Here is a 26,708-nt window from a genome sequence, read left to right on the forward strand (position 1 = left end):
TTGCCCCGCCCGGTTACGTTGCCACCGGTCGGCCCGTCGGGCCGCCACGACACAGGTAAACGGAGGTCGGTGTGGTCTTCAAGAAGTTCATGCAGGCGATGGGTATGGGCGGTCCCTCGGTCGAGACGGTGCTGGCCAACCCCAACTGCCGCCCGGGCGGACACCTGGAGGGACGGATCCAGGTGCTCGGTGGGGACCACGCGACGGACATCGAGTACCTCGCGCTCGGGCTGGTCACCCGGGTCGAGGTGGAGAGCGGCGACAGCGAGTACGAGACCACCCAGGAGTTCCACCGCCAGCAGGTCACCGGCGCGTTCCGGCTGGAGGCCGGGCAGCGGTACGACGTGCCGTTCCGCTTCGAGGTGCCGTGGGAGACCCCGCTGACCAGCCTGTACGGCCAGCACCTGCACGGCATGACGATGGGACTGCGCACCGAGCTGGAGGTGGCGCGGGCGGTCGACAAGGGTGACCTGGACGCGGTGGCGGTGCACCCGTTGCCGGCCCACGAGCAGATCCTCCAGGCGCTGCTGCGGCTCGGCTTCCGGTTCTCCCGGGCCGACGTGGAGCGGGGCCGTATCTACGGCGTGCAGCAGCACCTGCCGTTCTACCAGGAGATCGAGTTCTACCCCGCGCCGCAGTACGCCAGCGCGATCAACCAGCTCGAACTGACCTTCGTCACGAACCCGCAGCACGTGCAGGTGGTGCTGGAGATCGACAAGCGGGGCGGCCTGTTCACCGAGGGACGGGACGCGTTCGGCCGGTTCACCGTCGACCACGCCACCGCCGGGCAGACCGACTGGCCCGCCCAGCTCGACGGGTGGCTCCGCCAGTCCCTCCAGCGGCGCGGCCTCTTCTTCTGATCCCCTCCCCGTCCCCACCCGACCCCGAGAAAAGGGCGGGTGGGGAGGGGAATACGGGCTCAGAGGTCCAGCAGGAGGGTGCGGGGGCCCACGTTGACGCTCTCGACCAGCATGTGGGCGCGGAAGCGGCCGGTGGCGACCGTGGCGCCCCTCGACCGGAGCGCCTCGACGACCTCGGTGACCAGGGGCTCGGCCACCTCGGCCGGAGCGGCGGCGGTCCAGCTCGGCCGGCGGCCCTTGCGGGCGTCGCCGTAGAGGGTGAACTGGCTGACCACCAGGACCGGCGCCCCGGTCTCCGCCGCGGACCGCTCGTCGTCGAGGATGCGCAGCTCGTGGATCTTGCGAGCCATCGTCCGGGCGGTCTCCGGGGTGTCCGTGTGGGTCACCCCGAGCAGCACCAGCAGGCCGTCGGTGACCGCCCCGACCACCTCGCCGTCCACCGTCACGCTGGCCCGGCCGACGGTCTGCACCACCGCCCGCATCAGGCGGTCACCGGCTCGACGAAGCCCCGCTCGACCAGGTGCGCCACGATCGGGCCGGCCGCCTCGGCCAGCTCGTCGGGGGCGACGTCGTGCGCGGCGGCCAGCAGGGCGAGCTGGTCGCGCAGCGGCAGCCGGCCGTCCGCGCCGCCGACCAGGGCCAGCACCAGCGGGTCGATCTCCTCGCTCCACCGCAGCCCGTGCGGCGCGGCCAGCACCTGCCGGTCCACCGCCCAGCCCTCGTCGCCCATGGTCGCCTCCTGCCGGAGCTGCAACCCCTCGGCCGCCCGGTACCGGTGCGCCAGCAGCCCCTCCGTGTCGTGGGCGCGTAGCCAGTCCTGCCGGTCGAACCAGCCGGCGACGAGGTCGCCCATCGGTGGCTCGACCCGCTGCCGCAGGTCCTCCACCCGGACGACCGGGTCGTCGTGGCCGCTGTTGCGCAGGCTGACGATGCCGAAGCCGACCGCCTCGACCCGGTGCGCGTCGAACCAGTCCAGCCAGGCCGCCATCCGGTGCGGGTCCGGGGTCTCGCCGACGTCGGTCAGCCACAGGTTCACGTACGCCATCGGGTCGGCCACCTCGCGCTGGACCACCCAGGCGTCCAGCCCGGTGTCGGCGAACCAGCCGGCGACCCGTTCGCCCCAGTCCTCGCCGGAGACGTGCACCCAGTTCGCGAGGTACTGCATCGTGCCGCCCTCGGTGAGCAGCCCGGGGGCGGCGGCGGCCAGCTCCGCGCCGACCGCGTCGCCGACCCGGCCGGAGTCCCGGTAGACGTGGGTGGTCGTGCCCGGCCCGACCACGAACGGGGGGTTGCTCACCACCAGGTCGAACCGGCGACCGGCGACCGGGGCGACCAGGTCGCCCCGGAGCAGCTCCCACTCCTGCCCGTTGAGGGCGGCGGTGGTGGCCGCGAACCGTAGCGCCCGCGCCGAGACGTCGGTGGCAGTGACCCGTCGGGCGTGGGTGGCCAGGTGCAGGGCCTGCACGCCGGAACCGGTGCCGAGGTCCAGGGCGGTCTCCACCGGCCGGCGGACCGTCGCGCCGAGCAGGGTCTGCGTCGCCCCGCCGACGCCGAGCACGTGCTCGGCGTGCAGCGGGCCGGGCCGGGCGCTGGCCGGCAGGTCGGCGAGCATCCACCAGTCGTCCCCGTAGGGCTCCAGGTCGATGCCGGCACGCAGGCCGTCACCGTGTGGCTCGACCAGCCCGGCGTCGAGGGCCTCGGCCACGGTCAGCGGGGCGAGGGCGGCGGCGACCGGCCCCGTCGGCTCGGTCTGCTCGCAGATGAACAGGCGGATCAGCGTCGCGAGCCGGTCCCGGTCCTCGGTCGCGCGCAGCGCGGCCCGGTGGTCGTTGCGGCCCATCGCCGCGGTGGCCTGCGGCCCGAGCCGGTCGGCAACGCCGGTGGCGGTGAATCCGGCGCTGGTCAGCGCGGTGCGCAGCCGGTCGACCCCGGCGGGGGAGAGCAGCATGTCGTGTTCGTCCACCTCGTCATCCTGCCTGTCCGGCGGGACGGCACCGGCACCACCCACGACATCCGGGCAGAACGCCGGCCGCCGGCCGCTCCGGTACGTCGCGTCGGTCGGCGCGGCCCGGCCCGGCCCGGCCCGGCCCGGCCCGGCCGGGCAGGATGAGGCGTATGACGCTTTCGCTGCCCATCGACCCCGAGGCCAACCGGCTACTCAACGACGATCCGCTGGCCCTGCTGGTCGGCGTGGTCCTGGACCAGCAGATTGTCGAACCAGGGAAAACGGCGTCCTAGGTCTTCGCGGAGTCGGGTTCAGGGGCGCGGGTCGCGAACCGGCTCGGCGTCGCCCGGCCAGCTCAACGTGAAGATCCAGTCGAGGCCATCCTCGCCGTCCGTGTCCAGCTGAGGGGCGCGACGCAGGCCGGCGCGTGCAGCGACCTTCAGCGACGCTGCGTTGTCGGGCCGGACTCTCGCGATGATCGGATAGTCGGGCAGGTGCGCTGTTGCCCAACTGACCACGGTGGTGGCGGCTTCGGTGGCTACTCCGTTGCCCCAGGCCAGCGGGTCAAGCCGGTAGAAGAGGTTCAAGATGGTGCGGCCATGTAGCTGCATCAGCTTGATGCCGCAGAAGCCGAGCGGCTGATGGGTCCGCATCTGGCTGTGGACGGTCCAGTAGCCGAACCCGTGCTGGTTCCAGTGCTCGTTCCATCGTTGGTACCGCTCCTCAGCTTCTGCGCGGGTGGCAAGCGCGTCAGCCGGATTGTGGGCGTATGCCCTTGGATCGCTGTGGATCCGATAGATGGTGTCGATGTCGGCGTCGTTCGGGCGGCGCAACGACAGTCGAGGAGTCCGCAGTTCTTCGTTGTCGATCAGGTCGGCGTGGCCCATGTCTGGATCTTCTCCTTCCGGTGCCATCGCGTCGAGGAAGCGCTTGTTGCTGCGTGTCCCTCGTCCATCTGCCACGGGCGGCAGGATCTGGTGAGGGACCATGGCCGCCATGACACTCTCCCTGCCGATCGACCCTGCGGCGAACGAACTTCTCAATCGGAATGCGCTGGCCCTGCTGGTCGGCATGGTCCTGGACCAGCAGATCCCGCTGGAGAAGGCGTTCACCTCGCCGTACGTGCTGGCCCAGCGGCTCGGGCACGCCCCGGACGCCCGGGAGTTGGCGGCGTACGACCCGGAGGCGCTGGTCGAGGTCTTCGCCCGACCGCCGGCCCTGCACCGGTTCCCGAAGGCGATGGCGGCCCGGGTGCAGGAGGTGTGCCGGGTGCTCGTCGAGCGGTACGACGGGGACGCCGCCCGGGTCTGGGCCGACGCCGCCGACGGCGCGCAGCTGCTGCGCCGCCTCACCGACCTGCCCGGGTTCGGCCGGCAGAAGGCGCAGATCTTCCTGGCCCTGCTCGGCAAGCGCTACGACGTCCGCCCGACGGGCTGGCGGGAGGCGGCCGGCGGGTACGGCGACGAGGACGCGTACCGCTCGGTGGCCGACATCACCGACGAGACGTCGCTGCGCCTGGTCCGGGAGTACAAGCAGCAGCAGAAGGCGGCGGCCCGGGCGGCGAAGAGCTGACCGTGACCGGGACGGCGGGCCGGTCAGGCAACGGTGGGCTGGACGAGGGCCCAATGCCGGAGCGCACCACGGACGTGACCCCCCGTAGTCCGTCGCGTCGATTCTCGCCGTCCCGACCACCGAGATGACAGGATGGGTCGAATCCCTCGAGGAGGTCGTGTGAAGCGACAGGCGTACGAGCCGATCCTGATCACCGACGCCCCGCGCAGCCAGGACGACCAGCTGACCAGCCGCCAGCGACGGTACGTCGTGATGATGTCCATCCGGGCGGCCTGCCTGGTCGCCGGAGCCGTCCTGGTCGGCGTGGAGGCCCCGCTGCTCTGGCTCTGGCTGCCGCTCTGCGGCATCGGCATGGTGCTCATCCCCTGGCTGGCCGTGCTGATCGCCAACGACCGGCCGCCCAAGGAGGAGCACCGCATGTTCCACCGGGTACCGCGCCGGGAGGCGCCTCCGCCGCGCAGCCTCGCCGCCACCGAGGAGCGCCCGCACCGGGTCATCGACGCCGAACTCTGAGCCCGGTCCCGGCTGCCTTCCGGTCCCGGCTGCCTTCCGGTCCCGGACCGTCGCCCGGCACAGCAGGTACGGCGGGATCACCCGGCCGGTCGCGCGCCGATCCCGGCGACCGCGCGGGCACCCAGCTCACCGGCGCGGGCCAGCGCCACCGCCGGGGTCGCCCCGACCAGCCAGCCGGCGAGCAGCCCGGCCGCGAAGGCGTCCCCGGCCCCGGTGACGTCGACCACCGTCACCGGCCGTGCGGGTGCCGTCGTCACCGCGCCGTCCGGCCCGGCCCACACCGCCCCCGCCGACCCGCACTTGACCACCACGTGTCGCGCCGTGGCCGTCAGCGTCCGGGCCTGCCGCGTCGGATCGGTGCCGCCGGCGAGCGCCTCGGCCTCGTCGGTGTTGACCAGGAGCAGGTCGACGTCGCGTACCCAGTCCAGGAAGGCGGTCGCGCCGACGAGCCGCAGCGGCGCCGCGGAGGCCGCGTCGACGCTGGTGGTGAGGCCGGCCGCGCGCGCGGCGGCCAACGCCGCCAGTCCCGCGTCACGCGACGCGGCGTCCAGCAGCGGGTACGCCGACAGGTGCAGGTGCCGCGCGTCCGGCTGCGCGGCCAGGGCCCGCCGCACCTGCGTACCGGTCAGCCGCTCGTTCGCCCCCCGCTCGGTGAGCATGGTCCGCTCCTCGCCGGAGGCGAGCACCACCACGCTGCCGGTCGGCCGGTCGGGGTACGCGGTGACCGCGCAGTCGACCCCGGCGCGGGTCAGCTCGACGACCCGCGCCCGGCCCGCGTCGTCGTCGCCGACCGCCCCGACCAGGGTGACCGGTACGCCCACCTCAGCGAGCCAGGCGGCGGTGTTGGCGGCCTGGCCGCCCCCGGTGACCCGGATCGCGGCCGGGGTGTCCGAACCGGTCGCCAGCGGCCCGGCGACCACCGCGACCACGTCGGTCACGACGTCGCCGACCACGACCACCCGACCCGGACGGCTCATCCGGCGACGGTCCCGGCGGCGGCCACCGCGATCCGGGCCGCCAGGTCCGCGTTGCGCAGGATGATACGGACGTTCACCGCCAGGCTCGCGCCCTCGGTGGCCGAGTGGAAGTGGGCGAGCAGGTACGGCGTCACCGCCTTGCCGGTCACCCCGTCCCGGTCGAGCAGGGCCAGCCCGTCGGCGAGAGTGCGGTCGTGCAGGTCCCGGTCGAGCTGTTCGTCGACGGGGAGCGGGTTGGCCACCACCAGCGCGCCGTCGTGCAGGTCGTGCGCGGCGCGGGCGGCCAGCACCGCCGCCACCTGCTCCGGCGAGTCGACCGACCAGTCGAGGTCGAACCCGCCGTCGGTGACGAAGAAGCCCGGGAACCGGCGGGTACGGTAGCCGACCACCCCGACGCCGAGCGTCTCCATCCGCTCCAGGGTCGCCCCCACGTCGAGGATCGACTTGACCCCGGCGCAGACCACCGCGATCGGGGTACGGGCCAGGGTGGTCAGGTCGGCCGACTCGTCGAAGGACTGCGCGGCCTCCCGGTGCACCCCGCCGAGCCCACCGGTGGCGAAGACCCGGATCCCCGCCGCCGCCGCCACCGCGCTGGTCGCGGCGACCGTCGTCGCGCCGTCCGCACCGGCCGCCGCCGCCACCGCCAGATCGCGTACGGAGAGCTTCGCCACGCCGTCGGCGGTGGCGAGTCGGGTCAGTTCGGCGTCGTCGAGCCCCACCGCCAGCCGGCCGCCCACCATGCCGATGGTCGCCGGCACCGCCCCGGCGTCGCGTACCGCCTGTTCGATCTGCCGGGCCACCCGCAGGTTGTCCGGCCGGGGCAGGCCGTGCGAGACGATGGTGCTCTCCAGGGCGACCACCGGACGCCCGTCCCGCAGCGCCTCGGCGACCTCGTTGCCGTGTTGAATGTGAAAGTCGGTCACGCCGCCACCGTACGGCGCGGGTCGGGGGCCTCTCCGGTGGACCACGCGGAAGTGACCTGCCAGACTGAAAAGTTGGAGGTGTGACGTGAGCACAGAGGTTCTCGAGCGTCCGGAGCTGAAGGACGCCGATACCGGCCCGGAGATGTTCCACTACGTCCGGAAGGAGAAGATCGCCGAAAGTGCCGTGATGGGTACGTTCGTGGTGGCGCTCTGCGGGGAGACCTTCCCGGTGACCAAGGCGGCCAAGCCCGGTTCCCCGGTGTGTCCCGCGTGCAAGGAGATCTACGACTCCTGGGGCGACTGACCGTGGGCGGCCCGCCCGGCCGCCCACGTAACCTGCGGCGGTGACCACCTCCACCGCCCTGCTCCTGGCCGACCTGGTCGGCGTGGCCGTCTTCGCCGCCTCCGGGGCCTCCGCCGCGGTGGTCAAACGACTCGACCTCTTCGGTGTCGTCTTCGTCGGCTTCGTCGCCGCCCTCGGCGGCGGCATCCTGCGGGACCTCGTCGTCGACGAGGTCCCCCCACTCGCCTTCGCCGACTGGCGGTACGCCACCACCGCCGTGCTCACCTCGGCGGTCGTGTTCCGGTGGCACCCCCACCTCGCCCGGTTGCGGACCACCGTGCTGGTGCTGGACGCGGCCGGGCTGGCCCTGTTCACCGTCACCGGCACGCTCCGCGCCCTGGACGCGCAGGTGCCGCCGGTCGGCGCGTGCCTGGTCGGCATGCTGACCGGGATCGGCGGCGGCCTGGGCCGGGACCTGCTCACCGGGGAGATCCCGGTCGTGCTGCGTCGGGAGATCTACGCGGTGGCCGCCCTGGTCGGGGCGACCGCGGTGGCGGCGTTGGACGGTCTCGGCCGCACCGGGCCGGTCCCGCTGACCGCCGCGGCGGTGCTGGTCTTCGGGCTCCGCCTGATCGCCCTCCGCCGGCGCTGGTCCGCCCCGGTGCCCGTCCTCCGGCCGCCCCACGCCCCCGACGGGCAGCCGCCCGCCTCCTGACGGCGACGCTGCGGGTTGTGTGGTTGCAGGGGACCCCTCCTACCGCTTTTTGGCGAGGAAGGGCCCCCTGCAACCACACACCGGCGGGAGAAGGCACCACCCCACCACGTCCGGCGGGAGCCGGTGGGCGGTGGGGCGTGGCCGGTGTGACCGGCGGCGCGTGGTGTCGACGGGCACCCGCCAGGGTGTCCTGGTTATGCTGATCCGGCCTTCGCGGCATCCGCGCGCGGAGGCGTTTTCATGGGCGGCGGTACCCGTGGCCCCGGCCGGGTTCCGCCTGCGGCGGTCGAAGACCTACGGCGGTCGGAGAGGAGCGGTTGCGTGCCTGCCCCGTTGCCGGCGATCGAGACGTTTCCGCCACTGCGTGCCTGGCAGCGCAAGGCCCTGGTGGAGTACCTGCGCCGCCGGGATCCCGACTTCACGGCGGTCGCCACCCCCGGGGCCGGTAAGACCACCTTCGCCCTGCGGATCGCCGCGGAGTTGCTCGTCGACGGCACCGTCGACGCGGTCACCGTGGTCGCCCCGACCGAGCACCTGAAGACCCAGTGGGCTCTGGCGGCGGCGCGGGTCGGCATCCAGCTCGACGCCGCCTTCCGCAACGCCGACCTGCACTCCTCCGCCGACTTCCACGGCGCGGTGGTCACCTACGCGCAGGTGGGAATGGCACCCCACGTGCACAAACGGCGCACCCTGACCCGTCGGACCCTGGTCATCCTCGACGAGATCCACCACGCCGGGGACTCCCGGTCCTGGGGTGACGGGGTGAAAGCGGCCTTCGAACCAGCGGAACGCCGGCTGATGCTCACCGGTACGCCGTTCCGCTCCGACGACAACCCCATCCCGTTCGTCACCTACGAGCGGGGCGGGGACGGCCTGCTCCGTTCCCGTGCCGACTCGGTCTACGGCTACTCCGACGCGCTCCGCGACGGCGTGGTCCGGCCGGTGCTGTTCCTGGCGTACTCGGGGGAGACCCGGTGGCGCACCAACGCGGGGGAGGAGCTGGCCGCCCGGCTGGGCGAGCCGATGACCCAGGATCTCGTCGCGCAGGCCTGGCGTACCGCGCTCGACCCGGCGGGCGACTGGATGCCCCAGGTCCTGCGCGCCGCGGACGCCCGGCTGACCGTGCTGCGCAAGGCGGGCATGAGCGACGCCGGTGGCCTGGTGATCGCCAGCGACCAGCAGACCGCCCGGTCGTACGCCAAGCTGATCGAACAGGTGACCGGTGAGAAGGCGGCCGTAGTCCTCTCCGACGATGTCGGCGCCTCGGCCCGGATCGCCACCTTCGCGGCCTCCGACCAGCGCTGGATGGTCGCGGTGCGGATGGTCTCCGAGGGGGTCGACATCCCCCGCCTGGCGGTCGGCGTCTACGCGACCAGCGCCAGCACACCGTTGTACTTCGCCCAGGCGATCGGGCGGTTCGTGCGGGCCCGTCGCACCGGGGAGACCGCGTCGGTCTTCCTGCCGAGCGTCCCGCACCTGCTCGGACTGGCCAGTGAGATGGAGGCCGAGCGCGACCACGTGCTCGGCAAGCCCAAGGAGGCCGACGGCTTCGACGACGACCTGCTGGAGCGGGCCCAGCGGGACGACCAGGCCAGCGGCGAGCTGGAGAAGCGTTTCGCCGCGCTGTCCGCCACCGCCGAACTGGACCAGGTGATCTTCGACGGCGCCTCGTTCGGCACCGCCGCCCAGGCCGGCACGCCGGAGGAGGAGGAGTACCTCGGCCTCCCCGGCCTGCTCACCGCCGACCAGGTGGCGTTGCTGCTGAGCAAACGGCAGGCCGAGCAGCTCGCCGCCCGGCGTCGGCGGTCCGCGACCCGCACGGCGGAACCGGCCGTCGCCGCGCCGCCGGCCCCGCCGCCGATGAACGCCGCCCAGCGCCGGGTGGCCCTCCGGCGGCAGCTCAACGCCCTGGTGGCCGCCCGGCACCATCGCACCGGCCAGCCCCACGGCAAGATCCACGCGGAGTTGCGTCGGCTCTGCGGCGGGCCGCCCAGCGCCCAGGCGACCATCGAGCAGCTCGAGGAACGCATCGCCACCGTCCAGACCCTCTGACCGTCCCCGTCCCGCTCCGGGGCGGGCATTCGGGATGGCACCTCGGGCGCCGGGACGGCACGGTGGGGACGGGATCCGGACACCGGGCCAGGACCCGGACATACGAGAGGACCGGGAGCCCGCAAGCGGGTTCCCGGTCCTGCCATATGTCGGTTGTGCGGTTAGTTCGCCATCAGATCGGCGCCACGCCAGGTGAACTCCGGGTCCGTCGCGAACCGCACGGTGATCTTCACGAGATCCTCCGCGTACTTGTTCGCGTGGTGCCCACAGAACACCAGCTCGCTCCCACCAGCCAGAGTGATGCGGAGCTTGCCGGCAGCATTGCAGCGGTCGCACCGTTCATCGGCGGCTGGGGGAGCCACCGTCTCGGGCGGCGGCGTGAGGGTCGGGGTCATCGCCTTCCTCCTCTGGTCGTCACCGATGAACACTCTCGTCGGTCATTGCTCACCTATCGTGCAACACCCTTGCGGGGCCCTGCCTTCCCAGTGTGCCCGCGGGGGACCGGGGTCACACATGGGAGACAGTGTGCCGTGCACCAAGGGTGCCACGTCAACGATCACAATCGTGCAACCGACCGGTCACCAGGGCGTGTTGTACGTCTGGTGATCAAACCGACACGGTTGGTTGACGGAATCGTTCAGTCCAGGTAGTCGCGCAGCACCTGGGACCGGGACGGGTGCCGGAGCTTCGACATCGTCTTGGACTCGATCTGCCGGATGCGCTCCCGGGTCACCCCGTACACCTGGCCGATCTCGTCCAGCGTCCGGGGCTGACCGTCGGTCAGGCCGAAGCGCAGCCGCACCACACCCGCCTCACGCTCGGAGAGCGTCTGCAGGACCTGCTGGAGCTGGTCCTGCAACAGCGAGAACGACACCGCGTCGACGGCGACCACGGCCTCCGAGTCCTCGATGAAGTCACCGAGCTGGCTGTCCCCCTCGTCACCGATCGTCTGGTCCAGGGAGATGGGCTCCCGAGCGTACTGCTGGATTTCCAGCACCTTCTCGGGTGTGATGTCCATCTCCTTGGCCAGCTCCTCCGGGGTGGGCTCGCGGCCCAGGTCCTGGAGCAGCTCGCGCTGTATGCGGCCGAGCTTGTTGATCACCTCGACCATGTGCACCGGGATGCGGATGGTGCGGGCCTGGTCGGCCATGGCGCGGGTGATGGCTTGGCGGATCCACCAGGTGGCGTAGGTGGAGAACTTGTAGCCCTTGGTGTAGTCGAACTTCTCGACGGCGCGGATCAGGCCGAGGTTGCCCTCCTGGATGAGGTCGAGGAAGGCCATGCCCCGCCCGGTGTAGCGCTTGGCGAGGGAGACCACCAGCCGCAGGTTCGCCTCCAGCAGGTGGTTCTTGGCCCGCTCGCCGTCCCGGGAGATCCAGCCCAGGTCGCGCTGCATCTCGCGGGTGAGCTTCTCCTCGCCCTCCTCGGCGGCGCGCAGCCGCTCCGCGGCGTAGAGGCCCGCCTCGATCCGCTTGGCGAGTTCCACCTCCTGCTCGGCGTTGAGCAGCGGGACCTTGCCGATCTGCTTGAGGTACGCCCGGACCGAGTCGGCGGAGGCGGTGAGTTCGGCGTCCCGTCGGGCCTGCTTGAGGGCCTCGGACTCCTCGTCGTCCCACTCGAAGTCGTTGTCGCTGGCGGAGCTGGCCGCGTCGGCCTCGGCGGCCTGGGCCAGCTCGACCGGCTCCTCGACCACCACGTCCTCGATCTCGGCGGCGAGTTCCTCGGGATCGATGTCGCCCTCGGGCCCCTCGCCACCCTTGGCCTTGCCGGCGGCCTTGGCCGGGGCTCCGGGGGCGGCCGTCGCCTTGGTGGCCCGGGTCGCCTTGGTGGCCTTGGCCGGTGCCGCCTTGGCGGCCCCCTCCGCGGTCGCGCCGGCCGCCTTCCGGGGCGCCGCCTTCCGCGGGGTCGGGGTCGTCTCCTCGGCGGCGGGAGCCTGCTTCGGCGCCGGGGCGGCCGTCTTCTTGGTGGTCTTGGCGGTGGTGGCCCGGGACGCCGGTGTGGCCGACCGGGCGGCAGCGACCCGGCGGCGGGTGCTCGCCGAACCGTCGACCACCACGGTCACGCCCGCGTCGGAGAGCGCGCGCAGGATCTTCTTGGCCTGGGCCGGAGTCACCTCAGCGGACTCGACGGTGCGCGCGAGCTGGGCCGACGTCAACTGGCCGCCGGCGCTCTGCGCGTGGGCGATCAGCGTGTCGGTGAGCGAGCGTACGTCGGCGCCGGTGTGGCGGGGTTCTGTCACGAATGACCTTCCGGAGGCGATGAGCGAGCACGGCCGGGTTCGTCCGGCGCAGCATGGGGCACCGCGTCGGGCGATGTGGTTGAGGGACCCCCGTGTCCCGGGCCGGCCGGTCGTCTGGCGGTCCGTGGCGCGTGGGCAGGGGTGAATTGTAACGCCGTCTGCGGCGATCATCCTGCGCCGCACGGCGTACCGGCGGCCGGGGCCGCGAAATTGGCGAACTTGTGGACTTTGTATGGATGATACTCGCGGGCGACACCGGGACGCCCCGGGACGTGCGGAAGGGGACACCATGGGCTCGGCGACGCCGGAGGAACTGCTCGAGGTCGCCGTCGGGGTCGTCCGGGCCGCGGCCGCGACGGCCCACCGGATGTGGGGTGAGGGTGTCGCGGCGGTCGCGACCAAGAGCACCGCCACCGACGTGGTGACCGCCGCCGACCGGGCGGTGGAGGAGCAGGTCACCGCGGAACTGCGCCGGCTGCGCCCCGGAGACGCGGTGCTGGGTGAGGAGTACGGCCAGGGCCCGCCCGCCGTGGCCGGCGGCGTCCGGTGGATCGTCGACCCGATCGACGGCACGGTCAACTACCTCTACGGCCTGCCGTACCACGCGGTGTCGCTGGCGGCCGAGGTCGACGGCCGGGTGGTCGCCGGTGTGGTCCGCAACATCGCCACCGGCGACGAGTGGACCGCCACCCTCGGCGGTGGCGCGTACCGGGCCGGGCGACGGCTGCGCGGTTCCATCGGGACCGATCTCGGCCAGGCGCTGGTCGCCACCGGCTTCGGCTACGACCAGGCCCGACGGGCGCACCAGGCGCGGGTGGTCGCCGGACTCATCCCGCACGTGCGGGACATCCGCCGGCTCGGGGCCGCCGCGCTCGACCTCTGCCTGGCCGCCGAGGGGCGGGTGGACGCGTACTACGAGAAGGGGCTGGCCGCCTGGGACATGGCCGCTGGTGCCCTGGTGGCCGCCGAGGCGGGGCTGCGGGTCTCCGGGCTGCGGGGGCGTGCCCCGGGCCCGGACATGGTGGTCGCGGCGCCGCCCGCGCTGTACGACGCGCTGCACGACCGTCTCGCCGACCTGGACGCCTCCGGCGGGCCGTGACACCCGCCGCAGGCGTCCGGTGGCGGCTACTTGTCGACCGGGGCCGGGCAGGTGTTCTCCGGGGCCTGCGGCGAGCCGAGGTCACCGAGGGACTGGTTGACCTCGGTGGTGGTGGCGAGCTGCTGGAACGACTCGCCGATCACCACGTCCACCACGTCGTCCTCGCGCTTGGCGTCGTACTCGTAGACGGCCTGGTTGAGGAAGTACGCGCGCAACAGGTGCGCCGAGCCGACGCCCTTCGGGCCGTACCGCAGCGCGGCCACCTCGTCGACGGACCGCTTCTGCGGGTCGTTGCTGGCCTTCTTCACCTGGAACTTCCGGTTGCGGAAGTCGTCGGCCACGCTGATGGCCAACCCCGCCTTGTCGGTGGCGTTGTAAACGTTGATCTTGACGTCCTTGGATTCGCGCAGTGTGACGTCGGCCAGCGGCCACCCCGCCGGGCAGCCCTTCGCGGCTCCGGCGTCGCCCTGGCTGTCCTTGACCAGTGCCACGACCGAGAAGACCAGCGCGAAGGCCGCCAGCAGACCGACGACAACGAGTGCTCGCACTCGCGCAAAGCTCATCTGGGCGCTCCCCCGGGAGAGGTGGACGAGGACGGCCCACGACGGGTCGGGGCGTACGGACGGGCCGTCGGGTACGCCGCTGAGGTTATCGGTTGTCCGGCGGACGCGTGGAAACAGCCGGACATGCCGGCGTGCCGACCGGCGAGCGGGTAGTACTACCCCTATCTTCGTGTCGCCTGAGTCACATTGGGAACAACTTTGGGGACGAGGGCGTACATCCATGCCACGAGGGCGGTATACATGCCTCGCCCAGAGGGGGGTAAGGTACCGCGCTCGCTGGGGGACGTTCCTCTGGCAAGCCCCGATCCGACCGACTGTCGGGTCGGGTGACCGACACTGTGGTGGCCGGCCAGCGGAACCGGAACAGCGTCGTCCGGCGTGACAACCGGGTAGCGACCATATCGAAATGGGAGAGTGAAACCGATGGCCACCGACTACGACGCCCCGCGTCGCGACGAGGTCGACCTCGGCGAGGACAGCCTGGAAGAGCTCAAGGCCCGGCGGGTCGACTCACAGTCGGGCGCCGTGGACGTCGACGAGGCCGAGGTGGCCGAGAGCTTCGAGCTGCCCGGTGCCGACCTGACTGACGAGGAACTGACAGTCAAGGTGCTACCGATGCAGCAGGACGAGTTCCGGTGTGCCCGCTGCTTCCTGGTGCACCATCGCAGCCAGCTGGCCACCGAGCGGAACGGGGAACTGATCTGTCGCGAGTGCGTGTGATCGTGTCCCGCGACGCCTCCGACGGAGCCGTCGCGGGACACGATCGTCGTGCGCCGTCGTGTGGGAGCTGATTCACTCGGGTACCGGTACGGGTGGGTGTCCCGAGAACGGCGGACGACGCGGGAGGGTGGCGGTATGAGCGGACGCGGAACGGATCCGGGCCCGACCCCGGAGCCGGCGACCACGGCGGGGTCGGGCCCGTCGCCCGACGGCCCAGCGGGGGGCCTGTCGGCCGGCGAGGAACTGGGCGCGACCGTTGCCGCGCTGACCGCCGACGACCTGTCGACGGGGCGACGTCGACAGCTGCTGACCCGACTGGTCGGCCAGGCCCGCACCCGAGGTCTGGCCGACCTGTTCAAGCCGCGGGCCGCGTTGCGCTGGATCGCCGACACGGTCGGCGATATCGCGCCGTACGTGCCCGTACGGGACCTGGCCACCCTGCGCAGCCACCACGGTGGACTCGACGGCGAGGCGCTCGCCGAACGCCTGGTCCGGAACGCCTCGCGAGCGACGGCCGGGGTGGGGGCGGCCGGCGGCGGCGTCGCCGCCGTGGAGTGGGCGGTCGCCCCGACCCTGCTCTCCGCGCCGGTGCTGCTGGCCGCGGAGACGGTCGCCGTGGTGGCGATCGAGCTGAAACTGATCGGCGAGCTGCACGAGGTCTACGGCGCCCCGTTGCCCACCGGCGGCACCCAGCGCGCGGTCGCGCTGGTGCAGAGCTGGGCCACCCAGCGGGGCGTCAACCCGATGGCACCGGGCGTCGGGGTGGCGGCGGTGCTCGGCACGGCCGCCCGGAAGGAACTGCGGGACAGTCTGCTCAAGCGCTTCGGCCGTAACCTGACCACGCTCGGCCCGTTCCTCACCGGCGCGGCGGTGGCCAGCTACCTCAACCGGCGTGCCACCCGGTCGGTGGGCGACCAGCTCCGCGCCGACCTGCGCCGGCAGCGCAGCGCCCTACCCGGCCCGCCGCCGGTCGCGCCCTGAACCGGTCCTCAGCCGCCGGCCGGGTCGGCCTCGGCCGCAACGGTCTCCCGCCGGTCGGCGGCGGCGTCCCGGGCGGCCAGCAGCGCCGCCGCGAGCCGGACCGGGTGCCGGGTGCTGACCACCCAGAACGGGGTCGGGTCGGCCGGGTCGTCGAGCAGCACCTGCACCGCCCCGCCGATCCACGGTCGCTGCACCACGAAGGCGAGCGGGTCGGCGGCGACGCCGAGCACCTCACGCCGCCCGTCCGTGTCCAGCGGCACCACGTCGGCCACGAAGCGCACCGGCAGCCGGGCGTCGTCCACCCGCAGCTCGCCGTCGCCGACCGCGACGCGGATCCGCCCCAGCCACCACAGCCCGGCGGCGGTGGCCGGCAGGAGCACCGCGAACGGCAGCCAGGCGCGCAGGCCGGACGCGCCCATCCAGATCTCGGCGGCGAGCAGTACCGCGACCGCGAGGCCGCCCAGCCAGAGCCACCACGGCAGGGTGAGCCGCTCGGCGTGCTCGCCGGGTGGGCTGGGTGGGGAGGAAGGCGACAGGCTCACAGTCCGAGGGTACGGCGCGGCGCGGGCGTCGGAACCGGCAGGATGGCAGGGTCACCGGAGCGAACCGGAGGAAGAGGCGAGACGTGAACGACCCCGTACCCGTACCCGTGCGGCAGCTCGACCCGCGGCTGCCGCTGCCGGCGTACGCCCATCCCGGCGACGCCGGAGCCGACCTGGTGGCCGCCGTCGACGTCGACCTGGCGCCGGGCGAGCGGGCCCTGGTGCCCACCGGCGTCGCCCTGGCGCTGCCCGACGGGTACGTCGGCCTGGTGCACCCGCGCTCCGGACTCGCCGCCCGGCTCGGCGTGACGGTGCTCAACGCTCCCGGTACGGTCGACGCCGGCTACCGGGGTGAGATCATGGTCAACCTGATCAACCACGATCAGGTGAGCCCGGCGAGGATCTCCCGTGGCGATCGGATCGCGCAGCTCGTTGTGCAGCGGGTGGAGCGGGCCGATTTCCACCCGGTGACCGAGCTGCCCGACTCCCGCCGTGGGGTCGGTGGACACGGGTCGACCGGCGGGCACGCCGGCCTCGTCCCGCCGCCGGCCGACGGTGAGGCGGGCGGGCGACCAGACGGAAGAGGTGGCACGGTGAGTGCGAACAGCGGAGGGTGGGCGCAGTGATCTTCTCCCGAAAGCGGGCCGGTTCCGGGCGGCACGCCCGCGACGAACAGGCCGCCGAGCTCCGGGTCGGGCAGGACGCCGACGAGACCGCGGGCACGCCGGCCCGCGGCCCGTACGACATCTCCGAGGCGCCCGACGACGTCCAGCGCCTCGACCTGGGCAGCCTGCACATCCCGGCGGTGCCCGGGGTGGAGGTGCGGGTGCAGGCCGACCCGCAGGGCGTGGTCCAGCAGGTCGTCCTGGTGCACGGGGAGAACGCGTTGCAGCTCGGCGTCTTCGCCGCCCCGCGTAGCGACGGCATCTGGGACGAGGTGCGCGAGGAGATCCGGCAGTCGTTGTTCAACGACGGGGCCGCCGCCCAGGAGGTGTCGGGGGAGTACGGCACCGAGCTGCGGGCCCGCCTGCGTACCCCGGAGGGGATCACCGACCTGCGGTTCATCGGGGTGGACGGCCCGCGCTGGATGGTCCGGGGCGTCTACCAGGGCCTCGCCGCGGTCGATCCGGCGGCTGCCGGCCCGCTCGCCGAGTGCCTCGACGGGCTGGTGGTCGACCGGGGGCAGGAGGCGAAGCCGGTGCGCGAGCCGCTGCCGCTGCGGCTGCCCAAGGAGGTCGCCGACGAGCACCAGGCGCAGGCGGCGGCGCAGGGCGCGGGCACCACGCCCGACGGCTCCGGTGCGGCCTGAGCCGACGGCACCGACCGGCGGCACCGGGAAGCCCGACCGTCGGCGTACGCTGACGGGTACGGGTCCCGGTGCCGGGCCCGGCCCGGTACCGGTCCGCCGGTCGGCGTGAAGAGGGTGACACGGAGGTCATGGTGACCGACGAAGGGCGGGTGTCGCTGCGTCGCCTGCTGCGCCGGCTCACCGCCGACGAGGCCGAGATCGAGGCGCAGGAGCTGCGCCGGGAGAGCGCCCAGTGCGGCGGGACTCCCGCGCGGCAGTGCCGGCGCGGGCAGGTCGTCTCGGTGTCCGGGCGACTGCGTACCGTGGTGTACACGCCCCGGACGAACCTGCCGACGCTGGAAGCCGACCTCTACGACGGCAGCGACGTGGTGACCCTGGTGTGGCTCGGCCGCCGGCACATCGCCGGCATCGAGCCGGGTCGACACCTCACGGTGCGGGGACGGGTGGCCGTGCGGGACGACCGCAAGGTCATCTACAACCCGTACTACGAACTCGAGTCGCCACGGTGACGGGCCTGCGAGCGGAGGACGTACCGATGACCACTGGGCAGCACCCGGCCGCCCCGCCCCGAGACGACTCACCCGACGAGGAGCGCCTGCCCACCCTCGCCGAACAGATGGCCGACCAGCTCGGCGGCTGGCGCGGGCTGGTCGAGTCCAGCGTGCCGGTGGTCGTCTTCGTGGTGGCCAACCTCATCACCGACCTGCGGCCGGCGATCGTCGCGTCGGTCGGGGTGGCGCTGGTGATCGCCGTGCTCCGGCTGATCCAGCGCCGGCCGGTCCGGCACGCGGTCAACGGCCTCTTCGGCGTCGCCGTCGGCGCGGCGATCGCCTGGCGCACCGGCGACGAGAAGACCTTCTACCTGCCCGGCATCCTCTACGGCATCGCGTACGGGCTGGTGCTGCTCGGCTCGGCCGCGATCCGGCAACCGCTGGTCGGTTGGATCTGGTCGGTGCTGGCTGCCGGCGGGCGCTCCGAGTGGCGGCAGGATCCCCGGCTGGTGCGCACCTTCACCTGGCTGACCGCGCTCTGGGGCGTGGTCTGGCTGGCCAAGGTGGGTGTGCAGGCCGCCTTCTACCTCGCCGACATGGACACCGCGCTGGGCATCGCCCGGCTGGCGCTCGGCTACCCGCCGTACGCGCTGCTGCTGCTGATCACCGTCTGGGTGGTCCGCCGGGTGACCCGGCAGTCGGCCGCCCCCACCGCCTGAGCCGCCGGGAACCCGCCACCGGCACCGTCGTCCGGGACCCACCGCCGGCACTGTCGTGCGGGACCTGTCGCTGGCACCGTCGTCCGGGACCCGTCGGCGTCCGGCGGCACCGGTCCGTCCGGCGGCGCGGTTCAGCGGCTGCCGTTGCGGGTGCGTTCGACGCTGTCCGGGCCGAGGACCACCGCGCGGACCGCGTCCTCGACCTCGGCGGTGCAGACGAAGACCAGCTCGTCGCCGGCCTCGATCGGGTCGTCGGGGCTGGGCACCAGCACCCGCCGGCCACGCACGATGGCCACCAGCGCGCTGTCCCGGGGCAGCGGCACGTCCCGCAGCGGCTGCCCGACGTAGGGGGCGGCCGGGGGCAGGGTGATCTCGACCAAGTTCGCCTCGCCCTGCCGGAAGGTCATCAGCCGGACCAGGTCGCCGACGGTGACCGCCTCCTCGACCAGGGCGGCCATCACCCGCGGCTTGCTCACCGCGACGTCGACCCCCCACTGCTCGGTGAAGAGCCACTCGTTCTCCGCGCGGTTGACCCGGGCGACCACCCGGGGCACCGCGAACTCGGTCTTGGCCAGCAGGGAGACCACCAGGTTGACCTTGTCGTCGCCGGTCGCCGCGACCACCACGTCGCAGTCGGCGATCTCGGCCTCCTCGAGGCTGGTCAGCTCGCACGCGTCCGCCAGCACCCAGTCGGCGCCCGGCACCCGGTCCGGGCGGAGCATCCGCGGCTGACGCTCGATGAGCATCACCTGGTGGCCGTTGTCGATGAGTTCCTGGGCGATCGAGCGACCCACGTTGCCCGCCCCGGCGATGGCGATGCGCATGCTCAGTGCCCTCCTTCCGGCGGGGCCACGGCCACCGCCGTGACCGACGCCGCGATGTCGTCGGTGACCAGCATGAAGAGCTGGTCACCCTCCTGCACCACCGTGGAGGCGGTGGGCAGGGTGCCGATGCCGAAGCGGGTCAGGTACGCCGTGCGCGCGCCGGTCGTCTCCTCCAGCACCCGCAGCGGCCGGCCGATCCAGTCCTTGTGGGTCGGCACCTCGATGATCGACACGGTGCTGGTCGGGTCGCGGAAGATCTCCACGTTCCCCTCGGGAATCAGGTGCCGCAGCATCCGGTCCGCGGTCCATCGGACGGTGGCGACGGTGGGGATGCCGAGCCGCTCGTAGACCTGCGCCCGGCGCTGGTCGTAGATCCGGGCGGCCACCCGGGCCACGCCGAACGTCTCCCGGGCCAGCCGCGCGGAGATGATGTTCGAGTTGTCGCCGCTGGAGACCGCGGCGAAGGCGTCCGCCCGCTCGATGCCGGCCTGCCGCAGCACGTCCCCGTCGAACCCGGCACCGGTCACGGTGATCCCGGCGAAGTCGGGGCTGAGCCGCCGGAACGCGTCGGCGTCCTGGTCGATGACCGCCACCGAGTGCCCCCGGGCGTCCAGGTTCTGGGCGAGGGTGGAGCCGACCCGGCCGCACCCCATGATCACGACATGCACGGCGTCCCTCCCGAAGGTGCGCACCCGCCCGTCGAAGGGCATCGTCGTCTGTGAGCCTGCCATGTTCCCGGCCGCGACGCGGAGGAGACGGTACCCGGCCGTGTCGCGGGTGGCGACCGGCCACCCCCGGGCCGTCGGCCTGTGCTGGTCGTACGCTTACCGGTTGTGGCCAGTCCCACCTCGCTGCTGAAGCGACTCCTCGTCGGTCGTCCGTTCCGGTCCGACCGGCTCCAGCACACCCTGTTGCCCAAGCGCATCGCCCTGCCGGTCTTCGCCTCGGACGCCCTCTCCAGCGTCGCCTACGCCCCCGACGAGATCCTGCTGACCCTCTCCATCGCGGGCGCGTCGGCGTACCTGTTCTCCCCGTGGATCGCGCTCGCGGTGGTCGTGGTGATGCTCACCGTGGTGGCCAGCTACCGGCAGAACGTGCACGCCTACCCCTCCGGCGGCGGCGACTACGAGGTGGCCACGGTCAACCTCGGCCCCCGGTTCGGCATCGGGGTGGCCAGCGCGCTGCTGGTCGACTACGTGCTGACCGTCGCGGTGTCGGTCTCCTCCGGGGTGGCCAACCTGGGCTCGGTCATCCCGTTCGTCGCCACCCACAAGGTGCTGGTCGCGGTGACCGCGGTGGTGGTGCTCACCGCGATCAACCTGCGTGGCCTGCGCGAGTCGGGGACGGCCTTCGCCATCCCCACCTACGGCTTCATCATCGTGGTCGTCGGCATGATCCTCACCGGCCTGGTCCGGGTCTTCGTGCTCGGGCACGACCTGCGCGCCCCCAGCGCCGACCTGGAGATCGTCGCCGAGTGGAGCGACACGACCGGGTGGGCCATGGCGTTCCTGCTGCTGCGCAGCTTCTCCTCCGGCTGCGCGGCGCTGACCGGTGTGGAGGCGATCTCCAACGGGGTGCCGGCGTTCAAGCAGCCGAAGAGCCGCAACGCGGCCACCACCCTGCTGCTGCTCGGCACGGTCGCGGTCACCATGCTGGTCGGCATCGTCTGGCTGGCCCGGCTGACCGGCCTCCAGTTCGTCGAGGACCCGGACCACCAGATCGTGTCCGGCCCCCAGGGGTACGTCCAGAAGACCGTCACCGCCCAGCTCGGCGAGACCATCTTCGGCTCCGGCTCGGTGCTGCTCTTCGTGGTGGTCGGCGCCACCGCGCTGATCCTCTTCCTGGCCGCGAACACCGCCTTCAACGGCTTCCCGGTGCTCGGCTCGATCCTGGCCCAGGACCGCTTCCTGCCCCGGCAGCTGCACACCCGGGGCGACCGGCTGGCCTTCTCCAACGGCATCCTCTTCCTGGCCGCCTTCGCGATCGTGCTGATCGCCGGGTTCCAGGCCGAGGTGACGAAGCTCATCCAGCTCTACATCGTCGGGGTGTTCGTCTCCTTCACCCTCTCCCAGGCCGGCATGATCCGGCACTGGAACCGGATGCTGCGCACCGAGCGGGACCCGCAGGCCCGCCGCCGGATGCTCCGCTCCCGGGCGATCAACAGCTTCGGCATGGTGCTGACCGGCATCGTGCTGGTCATCGTGCTGATCACCAAGTTCCTCCTCGGCGCCTGGATCGCCATCGCCGCGATGGGGGTGATCTACGGGCTGATGGTCGCCATCCGACGGCACTACGACCGGGTCGCCGTCGAACTGACCCCGGACGACGGCCGGCCCGTGCTGCCGGCCCGCAACCACGCGATCGTGCTGGTCAGCAAGCTGCACCAGCCGACCCTGCGGGCGGTCGCGTACGCGCAGGCCACCCGCCCGGACTCGCTGACCGCGGTGACGGTGAACGTGGACGACAAGGACACCCGCGCCCTCCAGTCCGAGTGGGAACGGCGGGCGGTGCCGGTGCCGCTCACGGTGATCGACTCGCCGTACCGGGAGATCACCCGGCCGATCCTCAACTTCGTCGCGTCCACCCGCCGGGAGTCGCCCCGGGACGTGGTCACCGTCTTCATCCCCGAGTACGTGGTCGGGCGCTGGTGGGAGAACCTGCTGCACAACCAGAGTGCGCTGCGGCTCAAGACCCGGCTGCTCTTCGAGCCCGGGGTGATGGTGACCAGCGTGCCCTGGCAGCTCGCCTCGTCCCGGGGCAAGGACCTGACCCGGTTCGACGAGACGCTCACCCGGGGCCCGGCCCGGGGGCCCCGGGTGGCCCCGCGCAGCACGCTGCCGCCGACCGTCCCGCCGGTGACCGTGGCGGCTCCCGGCGAGGGCGGCTCCGCCAGGGACCGGGAGGCCGGCGATGAGTGACGTCGACGTCGAGGTGGAGGGGGCACGGATGGGACCGGAGGAGGCCGAGCGGATCGAGGTGACCGTCGGGGCGGTCGCCCCGGGCGGGCACTGCGTGGCGAGGCTCGACGGGCAGGTGGTCTTCGTCCGGCACGCGCTTCCCGGCGAGCGGGTCGTCGCCGAGGTCACCGAGGTGCACCGGGGCTTCCTCCGGGCCGACGCGGTGACCGTCCTGGCGGCCGCGCCGCAGCGGGTCGAACCGCCCTGCCCGTACGCGGGGCCGGGGCGCTGCGGGGGCTGCGACCTCCAGCACGTCGCGCCGGAGGCGCAGCGCGACTGGAAGGCGTCGGTGGTGCGCGAGCAGCTCACCCGGCTCGGTGGCCTGACCGACGCGGAGGTGGACGCGCTCGACCCGCAGGTCGCGGCGTTGCCCGGCGGACCGCTGGGCTGGCGTTCCCGGGTCCGGTACGCGGTCGACGCGGCCGGCCGGGCCGGGCTGCTCAAGCACCGCTCGCACGAGGTCGTCCCGGTCGACCGCTGCCTGATCGCCCACCCGGCCGTCCAGGAGACGAGGGTGCTGGCGGCCGACGGCACCCGCTGGCCGGAGGCCGAGGCGGTGGAGGTGGTCGCCTCCACCGGCGGGGACGTCACCGTCACCGCGGTCACCGAGGGGGTCGGCACGCCGGTGCGCGGGCCGGCGACGGTCCGCGAGGTGGCCGCCGGCCGGGACTGGGCACTACCGGCCGGCAGCTTCTGGCAGGTCCACCCGGCCGCGGCGGACACCCTGGTCGCGGCGGTGCTGGAGCTGCTCGAACCACGGGCCGGGGAGTCCGCCTGGGACCTCTACGGCGGGGCCGGCCTCTTCGCCGCCGCGCTCGCCGACCGGGTCGGCCCGACCGGCCGGGTGACCCTGGTCGAGGCGGCCGCCGACGGCGTCCGGGCCGCCCGGGAGAACCTGGCCGACACCGAGCGGGTGGAGGTGGTGGCGGCCCGGGTCGAGACGGCCCTGGCCCGTCGGCGGATCACCGGCCCGGTCGACGTGGTGGTACTCGACCCGCCCCGGGCCGGCGCGGGGGCCCAGGTGGTCCGTGGCCTGGTCGCCGCCGCGCCGCGGGCGGTGGCGTACGTGGCCTGCGACCCGGCCGCCTTCGCCCGGGACGTACGCACCTTCACCGCCGCCGGGTGGCGGCTGGCCGCCCTGCGCGGGTTCGACCTGTTCCCGATGACCCAGCACGTCGAGCTGGTGGGGCTGCTGCTGCCCCCGGCCCGGGAGGGCTGAGCCGTGGTACGGATCGTGGGCCTGATGTCGGGCACCTCCTACGACGGGGTGGACGTGGCCGCCGCCGAGTTCGCCGTCGAGGGGGAGACGCTGCTGCTGCGCCCGCTCGGCCACCGGGGGATCGACTACGACGACGACCTGCGCGCCGCGATCGGGGCGGCGCTGCCACCGAACCCGACCACCGTCGAGGCGGTCTGCCGGCTGGACAACCGGCTCGGCGAGGTGTTCGCCGAGGCGGCGGCGGTCGGGGTGGAGCTGGCCGGTGGCCGGGCCGACCTGGTCGTCTCACCCGGGCAGACGGTCTTCCACTGGGTGGAGGCGGGGCGGGCCCGGGGCACCCTGCAACTCGGCAGTCCGGCCCGGGTGGCCGCCCGGGTGGGCGTACCGGTGCTCAGCGACCTGCGCAGCGCGGACGTCGTCGCCGGTGGGCAGGGCGCGCCCCTGGTACCGGCCTTCGACGCGCTGCTGCTCGCCGACCCGGACGCCACCGCGCCCCGGGCGGCGCTGAACCTCGGCGGCATCGCCAACCTCACCGTGGTCGCGCCCGACGCGCCCCCGGTCGGGTACGACATCGGGCCGGCGAACGCGCTGCTCGACGCGGCGGCCCGCCGGTTCCTCGACGCGACCTGCGACGCAGGCGGCGCGCGGGCCGCCGCCGGTCGGGTGCACCCGGCCCTGCTGGCGTCGCTGCTCGCCGAGCCCTACTACGCCGCGCCGCCGCCGAAGTCGACCGGGAAGGAGCTCTTCCACGCCGGCTACCTGGCCGACCGGCTCGCCGCGCTGGACGGGCCGGTGGCCGTCGACGACGTGTTCGCCACGCTGACCGAGCTGACCGCCCGGACGGTGGCCGCCGCGTGCGACCGGCACCGGGTGGTCGAGGTGGTCGCGGCCGGCGGCGGGGTGCGCAACCCCACCCTGCTGCACCGGCTGGCCGCTCTCGGCGAGGGGCGCTGGCGGCTGCGTACCACCGACGAGCTGGGGGTGCCGGCGCAGGCCAAGGAGGCGTACGCGTTCGCCCTGCTGGGCTGGCTCTCCTGGCACGGCCTGCCGGGGGCGGTGCCCTCGGTCACCGGGGCGCGGCGGGCCGCGGTGCTCGGCGCGTGGACCCCCGCCGGGCCGCCCCGTGCCGGCGTCGCCACCGGTGCCCCGCGACGGCTGCGGGTGGTCGACGGCCGGTCCGGGGCGAGTTCCGGCCCGGACTGCGGGTTGCGCGACGGCCGATAGACTCATCGCCTATGAGTGTTGAAGAGGACACGGCCAACCACGGCCGGCTACTGGCCACGGTGCGCGGTCCGCAGGACGTCAAGCGGATGTCCGCCGAGGAACTGGACATCCTCGCCGCCGAGATCCGGGACTTCCTGATCGCCAAGGTGTCCCGCACCGGTGGGCACATCGGCCCCAACCTCGGCGTGGTGGAGCTGACCGTCGCCATGCACCGGGTCTTCGACTCCCCGCGCGACCGGCTCCTGTTCGACACCGGCCACCAGGCGTACGTACACAAGATCCTGACCGGCCGGCAGGCCGGCTTCGACCGGCTGCGCCAGCGTGGCGGCCTCTCCGGCTACCCGAGCCAGGCCGAGAGCGAGCACGACCTGATCGAGAACTCGCACGCCTCCACCGCGCTCTCCTACGCCGACGGCCTGGCCAAGGCGTACGCCCTGCGCGGCGAGCAGCGCAGTGTGGTCGCCGTGGTCGGCGACGGCGCGCTGACCGGCGGCATGTGCTGGGAGGCGCTGAACAACATCGCCACCGCCGGCAACCCGCTGGTGATCGTGGTCAACGACAACGGCCGCTCGTACGCGCCGACCATCGGTGGGCTCGCCGACCACCTCTCGTCGCTGCGGCTCAACCCCGGCTACGAGAAGATCCTGGACACCGTCAAGGACGCCCTCGGCTCGACCCCCCTGGTCGGCCGGCCGATGTACGAGGTGCTGCACGCGGTCAAGAAGGGCATCAAGGACGCGGTCGCCCCGCAGGCGATGTTCGAGGACCTCGGCATCAAGTACGTCGGCCCGGTGGACGGGCACGACCGGGAGGCGGTCGAGTCGGCGCTGCGGGCGGCGAAGAACTTCGGCGGTCCGGTGATCGTGCACGCGGTGACCCGCAAGGGCTACGGCTACCGCCCCGCCGAGGAGGACGAGGCGGACTGCTTCCACGGTCCCGGCGCCTTCGACGTGGCGACCGGCAAGCTGGTCGCCGCGCCGGCGGTGAAGTGGACGAACGTCTTCGCCGACGAACTGGTCGCGATCGCCGACGAGCGGCCCGACGTGGTGGGCATCACCGCCGCGATGGCCGAGCCCACCGGCATCGCCAAGCTGGCCCGCAAGTACCCCGACCGGGTGTACGACGTGGGCATCGCCGAGCAGCACGCAGCCACCTCGGCGGCCGGGCTGGCGCTCGGCGGGCTGCACCCGGTGGTGGCGGTCTACGCGACCTTCCTCAACCGGGCCTTCGACCAGGTCCTCCTCGACGTGGCGATGCACCGGCTGCCGGTGACCTTCGTGCTGGACCGGGCCGGGATCACCGGTCCGGACGGGCCGAGCCACTACGGACTGTGGGACATGTCCGTGTTCGGGGTGGTGCCGGGCCTGCGGATCGCCGCCCCCCGGGACGCCGCCACGCTGCGCGAGGAGCTGCGCGAGGCGGTCGCCGTCGACGACGGCCCGACCATCGTCCGCTTCCCGACCGGTACGGTCGCCGCCGACCTGCCGGCCGTACGCCGGGTCGGCCCGGTGGACGTGCTGGCCGAGTCGGCCCGTACCGACGTGCTGCTGGTCGCGGTCGGCTCCTTCGGCCAGCTCGGCATGGAGGTCGCCACCCGGCTGGCCGAGCAGGGCTACGGGGTCACCGTGGTCGACCCGCGCTGGGTGCGGCCGGTCCCGGCGGAACTGGTCGAGCTGGCCGCCGCACACCGGCTCGTGGTCACCGTCGAGGACGGCGTCCGCACCGGCGGGGTCGGCAACGCGCTGGCCCAGGCGATGCGCGACGCCGACGTCCGGGTCCCGCTGCGCGACCTCGGCGTACCGGCCGACTGGCACCCGCACGGCACCCGGGCGCAGATTCTCGCCGACCTGGGCCTGACCGCGCAGGACGTGGCCCGCGACGTGACCGGCTGGATCTCCGGCCTGGACTCCGAGCCGGTCGAGCCGGTCCGACTCGCCGCCGGCAAACCCGCGGCACAGAACTGACCCACCCTCCGGACGGC

The 26,708-nt window shown here is 73.4% G+C and carries 29 protein-coding genes; 18 read left to right on the forward strand and 11 right to left on the reverse strand.

All coding sequences use genetic code 11. The features are described from left to right. The first annotated feature begins 71 nt into the window (after nt 1-71). Nucleotides 72-860 (forward strand): sporulation protein, encoded by a 789-nt coding sequence (locus IGA62_RS20680; protein WP_145819247.1) that lies wholly within the window; start codon nt 72-74, stop codon nt 858-860. A gap of 59 nt (nt 861-919) precedes the next feature. On the opposite strand, the gene dtd is transcribed toward IGA62_RS20680, so the two are convergent. Further along, on the reverse strand, nt 920-1,342 hold the full coding sequence (dtd, locus tag IGA62_RS20685; protein WP_145819246.1) for a D-aminoacyl-tRNA deacylase: 423 nt from the start codon (nt 1,340-1,342) through the stop codon (nt 920-922). Next, complete coding sequence (locus IGA62_RS20690; RefSeq protein WP_186499984.1) at nt 1,342-2,823, reverse strand: DUF7782 domain-containing protein; 1,482 nt, start codon at nt 2,821-2,823, stop codon at nt 1,342-1,344. The genes dtd and IGA62_RS20690 overlap by 1 nt, the downstream gene beginning before the upstream one ends. 152 nt (nt 2,824-2,975) lie before the next feature. Between IGA62_RS20690 and IGA62_RS30625 the strand changes: the two genes are divergently transcribed. Then, on the forward strand, nt 2,976-3,098 hold the full coding sequence (locus IGA62_RS30625; RefSeq protein WP_269780454.1) for a hypothetical protein: 123 nt from the start codon (nt 2,976-2,978) through the stop codon (nt 3,096-3,098). Between the two features lie 18 nt (nt 3,099-3,116). On the opposite strand, the gene IGA62_RS20700 is transcribed toward IGA62_RS30625, so the two are convergent. Next, nucleotides 3,117-3,803 carry a GNAT family N-acetyltransferase gene (locus IGA62_RS20700; RefSeq protein WP_232624721.1) on the reverse strand — a complete coding sequence of 229 codons (687 nt, stop codon included), beginning with the start codon at nt 3,801-3,803 and terminating at the stop codon, nt 3,117-3,119. Here IGA62_RS20700 and IGA62_RS20705 point away from each other — a divergent pair. Both IGA62_RS20705 and IGA62_RS20710 read left to right on the forward strand, forming a co-directional pair. Continuing rightward, nucleotides 3,793-4,377, forward strand: coding sequence for an HhH-GPD-type base excision DNA repair protein (locus IGA62_RS20705; RefSeq protein ID WP_145819245.1), 585 nt, complete (start codon nt 3,793-3,795; stop codon nt 4,375-4,377). The two genes, IGA62_RS20700 and IGA62_RS20705, sit on opposite strands and share 11 nt — an antisense overlap. A 159-nt stretch (nt 4,378-4,536) precedes the next feature. Then, the gene (locus IGA62_RS20710) at nt 4,537-4,890 is read left to right on the forward strand and encodes a DUF3099 domain-containing protein (RefSeq protein ID WP_145819244.1); all 354 of its coding nucleotides are present in this window, start codon (nt 4,537-4,539) and stop codon (nt 4,888-4,890) included. Between the two features lie 77 nt (nt 4,891-4,967). On the opposite strand, the gene IGA62_RS20715 is transcribed toward IGA62_RS20710, so the two are convergent. After that, nucleotides 4,968-5,867, reverse strand: a complete 900-nt coding sequence (locus IGA62_RS20715) for a carbohydrate kinase family protein (protein ID WP_145819243.1) — start codon at nt 5,865-5,867, stop codon at nt 4,968-4,970. Further along, a complete protein-coding gene (locus IGA62_RS20720) occupies nt 5,864-6,790 on the reverse strand; it encodes a pseudouridine-5'-phosphate glycosidase (protein WP_145819242.1) in 927 nt (308 codons plus the stop codon). The genes IGA62_RS20715 and IGA62_RS20720 overlap by 4 nt, the downstream gene beginning before the upstream one ends. A gap of 85 nt (nt 6,791-6,875) precedes the next feature. On the opposite strand from IGA62_RS20720, the gene IGA62_RS20725 reads away from it, so the two are divergent. The 3 genes from IGA62_RS20725 (at nt 6,876) to IGA62_RS20735 (ending at nt 9,840) form a co-directional block, all read left to right on the forward strand. Next, nucleotides 6,876-7,094 (forward strand): DUF3039 domain-containing protein, encoded by a 219-nt coding sequence (locus IGA62_RS20725; RefSeq protein WP_091463146.1) that lies wholly within the window; start codon nt 6,876-6,878, stop codon nt 7,092-7,094. A gap of 40 nt (nt 7,095-7,134) precedes the next feature. Next, on the forward strand, nt 7,135-7,788 hold the full coding sequence (locus tag IGA62_RS20730) for a trimeric intracellular cation channel family protein (RefSeq protein ID WP_145819241.1): 654 nt from the start codon (nt 7,135-7,137) through the stop codon (nt 7,786-7,788). A gap of 321 nt (nt 7,789-8,109) precedes the next feature. Then, nucleotides 8,110-9,840, forward strand: a complete 1,731-nt coding sequence (locus tag IGA62_RS20735; RefSeq protein WP_145819240.1) for a DEAD/DEAH box helicase — start codon at nt 8,110-8,112, stop codon at nt 9,838-9,840. A gap of 161 nt (nt 9,841-10,001) precedes the next feature. Here the strand turns inward: IGA62_RS20735 and IGA62_RS20740 are convergent, their stop codons facing one another. Further along, complete coding sequence (locus tag IGA62_RS20740) at nt 10,002-10,235, reverse strand: DUF7455 domain-containing protein (protein ID WP_145819239.1); 234 nt, start codon at nt 10,233-10,235, stop codon at nt 10,002-10,004. 242 nt (nt 10,236-10,477) lie between these two features. Further along, the gene (locus IGA62_RS20745) at nt 10,478-12,079 is read right to left on the reverse strand and encodes an RNA polymerase sigma factor (RefSeq protein WP_145819238.1); all 1,602 of its coding nucleotides are present in this window, start codon (nt 12,077-12,079) and stop codon (nt 10,478-10,480) included. Nucleotides 12,080-12,368: 289 nt separating this feature from the next. Here IGA62_RS20745 and IGA62_RS20750 point away from each other — a divergent pair, with 289 nt between their 5' ends. Continuing rightward, the gene (locus tag IGA62_RS20750; protein ID WP_145819237.1) at nt 12,369-13,178 is read left to right on the forward strand and encodes an inositol monophosphatase family protein; all 810 of its coding nucleotides are present in this window, start codon (nt 12,369-12,371) and stop codon (nt 13,176-13,178) included. Between the two features lie 26 nt (nt 13,179-13,204). Here IGA62_RS20750 and IGA62_RS20755 read toward each other — a convergent pair whose 3' ends face one another. Beyond that, a complete protein-coding gene (locus tag IGA62_RS20755) occupies nt 13,205-13,726 on the reverse strand; it encodes a LytR C-terminal domain-containing protein (protein WP_186499982.1) in 522 nt (173 codons plus the stop codon). Nucleotides 13,727-14,164: 438 nt separating this feature from the next. Here IGA62_RS20755 and IGA62_RS20760 point away from each other — a divergent pair, with 438 nt between their 5' ends. Beyond that, nucleotides 14,165-14,461 (forward strand): DUF4193 domain-containing protein, encoded by a 297-nt coding sequence (locus IGA62_RS20760; protein ID WP_091464320.1) that lies wholly within the window; start codon nt 14,165-14,167, stop codon nt 14,459-14,461. Nucleotides 14,462-14,596: 135 nt separating this feature from the next. Next, nucleotides 14,597-15,442 carry a hypothetical protein gene (locus IGA62_RS20765; protein WP_232624722.1) on the forward strand — a complete coding sequence of 282 codons (846 nt, stop codon included), beginning with the start codon at nt 14,597-14,599 and terminating at the stop codon, nt 15,440-15,442. Between the two features lie 8 nt (nt 15,443-15,450). On the opposite strand, the gene IGA62_RS20770 is transcribed toward IGA62_RS20765, so the two are convergent. Continuing rightward, the gene (locus IGA62_RS20770; RefSeq protein ID WP_377464229.1) at nt 15,451-15,984 is read right to left on the reverse strand and encodes a DUF3093 domain-containing protein; all 534 of its coding nucleotides are present in this window, start codon (nt 15,982-15,984) and stop codon (nt 15,451-15,453) included. Between the two features lie 83 nt (nt 15,985-16,067). Here IGA62_RS20770 and dut point away from each other — a divergent pair, with 83 nt between their 5' ends. The 4 genes from dut to IGA62_RS20790 all read left to right on the forward strand — a co-directional run bounded on the left by dut (nt 16,068) and on the right by IGA62_RS20790 (nt 18,503). After that, a complete protein-coding gene (dut, locus tag IGA62_RS20775) occupies nt 16,068-16,610 on the forward strand; it encodes a dUTP diphosphatase (RefSeq protein ID WP_145819235.1) in 543 nt (180 codons plus the stop codon). Then, nucleotides 16,607-17,293, forward strand: coding sequence for a DUF3710 domain-containing protein (locus IGA62_RS20780; protein ID WP_145819234.1), 687 nt, complete (start codon nt 16,607-16,609; stop codon nt 17,291-17,293). The genes dut and IGA62_RS20780 overlap by 4 nt, the downstream gene beginning before the upstream one ends. 128 nt (nt 17,294-17,421) lie before the next feature. Beyond that, complete coding sequence (locus IGA62_RS20785) at nt 17,422-17,802, forward strand: OB-fold nucleic acid binding domain-containing protein (protein ID WP_091464310.1); 381 nt, start codon at nt 17,422-17,424, stop codon at nt 17,800-17,802. A gap of 26 nt (nt 17,803-17,828) precedes the next feature. Then, nucleotides 17,829-18,503, forward strand: a complete 675-nt coding sequence (locus IGA62_RS20790) for a DUF3159 domain-containing protein (protein WP_145819233.1) — start codon at nt 17,829-17,831, stop codon at nt 18,501-18,503. 131 nt (nt 18,504-18,634) lie between these two features. On the opposite strand, the gene IGA62_RS20795 is transcribed toward IGA62_RS20790, so the two are convergent. Together IGA62_RS20795 and IGA62_RS20800 are read right to left on the reverse strand one after the other, a co-directional pair. After that, a complete protein-coding gene (locus IGA62_RS20795) occupies nt 18,635-19,327 on the reverse strand; it encodes a potassium channel family protein (protein ID WP_186499981.1) in 693 nt (230 codons plus the stop codon). 2 nt (nt 19,328-19,329) lie between these two features. Next, nucleotides 19,330-19,995, reverse strand: a complete 666-nt coding sequence (locus tag IGA62_RS20800; protein WP_091464306.1) for a potassium channel family protein — start codon at nt 19,993-19,995, stop codon at nt 19,330-19,332. 165 nt (nt 19,996-20,160) lie between these two features. Here IGA62_RS20800 and IGA62_RS20805 point away from each other — a divergent pair, with 165 nt between their 5' ends. Genes IGA62_RS20805 through dxs form a run of 4 tightly spaced genes read left to right on the forward strand, consistent with a single transcriptional unit; the run spans nt 20,161 to nt 26,691 of the window. Beyond that, nucleotides 20,161-22,245 carry an APC family permease gene (locus IGA62_RS20805; RefSeq protein ID WP_145819231.1) on the forward strand — a complete coding sequence of 695 codons (2,085 nt, stop codon included), beginning with the start codon at nt 20,161-20,163 and terminating at the stop codon, nt 22,243-22,245. Further along, entirely contained in the window at nt 22,238-23,503 is a 1,266-nt protein-coding gene (locus IGA62_RS20810) for a class I SAM-dependent RNA methyltransferase (RefSeq protein WP_377464228.1), read from the forward strand. Before IGA62_RS20805 ends, IGA62_RS20810 begins: the two co-directional genes overlap by 8 nt. 3 nt (nt 23,504-23,506) lie before the next feature. Further along, nucleotides 23,507-24,727 carry an anhydro-N-acetylmuramic acid kinase gene (locus IGA62_RS20815; RefSeq protein ID WP_280526174.1) on the forward strand — a complete coding sequence of 407 codons (1,221 nt, stop codon included), beginning with the start codon at nt 23,507-23,509 and terminating at the stop codon, nt 24,725-24,727. An 11-nt stretch (nt 24,728-24,738) separates the two neighbouring features. Beyond that, nucleotides 24,739-26,691, forward strand: a complete 1,953-nt coding sequence (dxs, locus tag IGA62_RS20820; RefSeq protein ID WP_145819229.1) for a 1-deoxy-D-xylulose-5-phosphate synthase — start codon at nt 24,739-24,741, stop codon at nt 26,689-26,691. Nucleotides 26,692-26,708 lie beyond the last annotated feature (17 nt).

Source organism: Micromonospora sagamiensis (genome assembly GCF_014680085.1).
GTDB lineage: Bacteria > Actinomycetota > Actinomycetes > Mycobacteriales > Micromonosporaceae > Micromonospora > Micromonospora inyonensis.

Excerpts from the sequence above, each read along its gene's own strand:
- IGA62_RS20785 (WP_091464310.1), top strand. The coding sequence starts at position 17,422 with ATGGTGACCGACGAAGGGCGGGTGTCGCTGCGTCGCCTGCTGCGCCGG.
- IGA62_RS20765 (WP_232624722.1), top strand. The coding sequence starts at position 14,597 with ATGAGCGGACGCGGAACGGATCCGGGCCCGACCCCGGAGCCGGCGACC.
- IGA62_RS20790 (WP_145819233.1), top strand. The coding sequence starts at position 17,829 with ATGACCACTGGGCAGCACCCGGCCGCCCCGCCCCGAGACGACTCACCC.
- IGA62_RS20795 (WP_186499981.1), bottom strand. The coding sequence starts at position 19,327 with ATGCGCATCGCCATCGCCGGGGCGGGCAACGTGGGTCGCTCGATCGCC.
- IGA62_RS30625 (WP_269780454.1), top strand. The coding sequence starts at position 2,976 with ATGACGCTTTCGCTGCCCATCGACCCCGAGGCCAACCGGCTACTCAAC.
- IGA62_RS20715 (WP_145819243.1), bottom strand. The coding sequence starts at position 5,867 with ATGAGCCGTCCGGGTCGGGTGGTCGTGGTCGGCGACGTCGTGACCGAC.
- IGA62_RS20740 (WP_145819239.1), bottom strand. The coding sequence starts at position 10,235 with ATGACCCCGACCCTCACGCCGCCGCCCGAGACGGTGGCTCCCCCAGCC.
- IGA62_RS20760 (WP_091464320.1), top strand. The coding sequence starts at position 14,165 with ATGGCCACCGACTACGACGCCCCGCGTCGCGACGAGGTCGACCTCGGC.
- dtd (WP_145819246.1), bottom strand. The coding sequence starts at position 1,342 with ATGCGGGCGGTGGTGCAGACCGTCGGCCGGGCCAGCGTGACGGTGGAC.
- IGA62_RS20705 (WP_145819245.1), top strand. The coding sequence starts at position 3,793 with ATGGCCGCCATGACACTCTCCCTGCCGATCGACCCTGCGGCGAACGAA.
- IGA62_RS20700 (WP_232624721.1), bottom strand. The coding sequence starts at position 3,803 with ATGGCGGCCATGGTCCCTCACCAGATCCTGCCGCCCGTGGCAGATGGA.
- IGA62_RS20750 (WP_145819237.1), top strand. The coding sequence starts at position 12,369 with ATGGGCTCGGCGACGCCGGAGGAACTGCTCGAGGTCGCCGTCGGGGTC.
- IGA62_RS20810 (WP_377464228.1), top strand. The coding sequence starts at position 22,238 with ATGAGTGACGTCGACGTCGAGGTGGAGGGGGCACGGATGGGACCGGAG.
- dxs (WP_145819229.1), top strand. The coding sequence starts at position 24,739 with ATGAGTGTTGAAGAGGACACGGCCAACCACGGCCGGCTACTGGCCACG.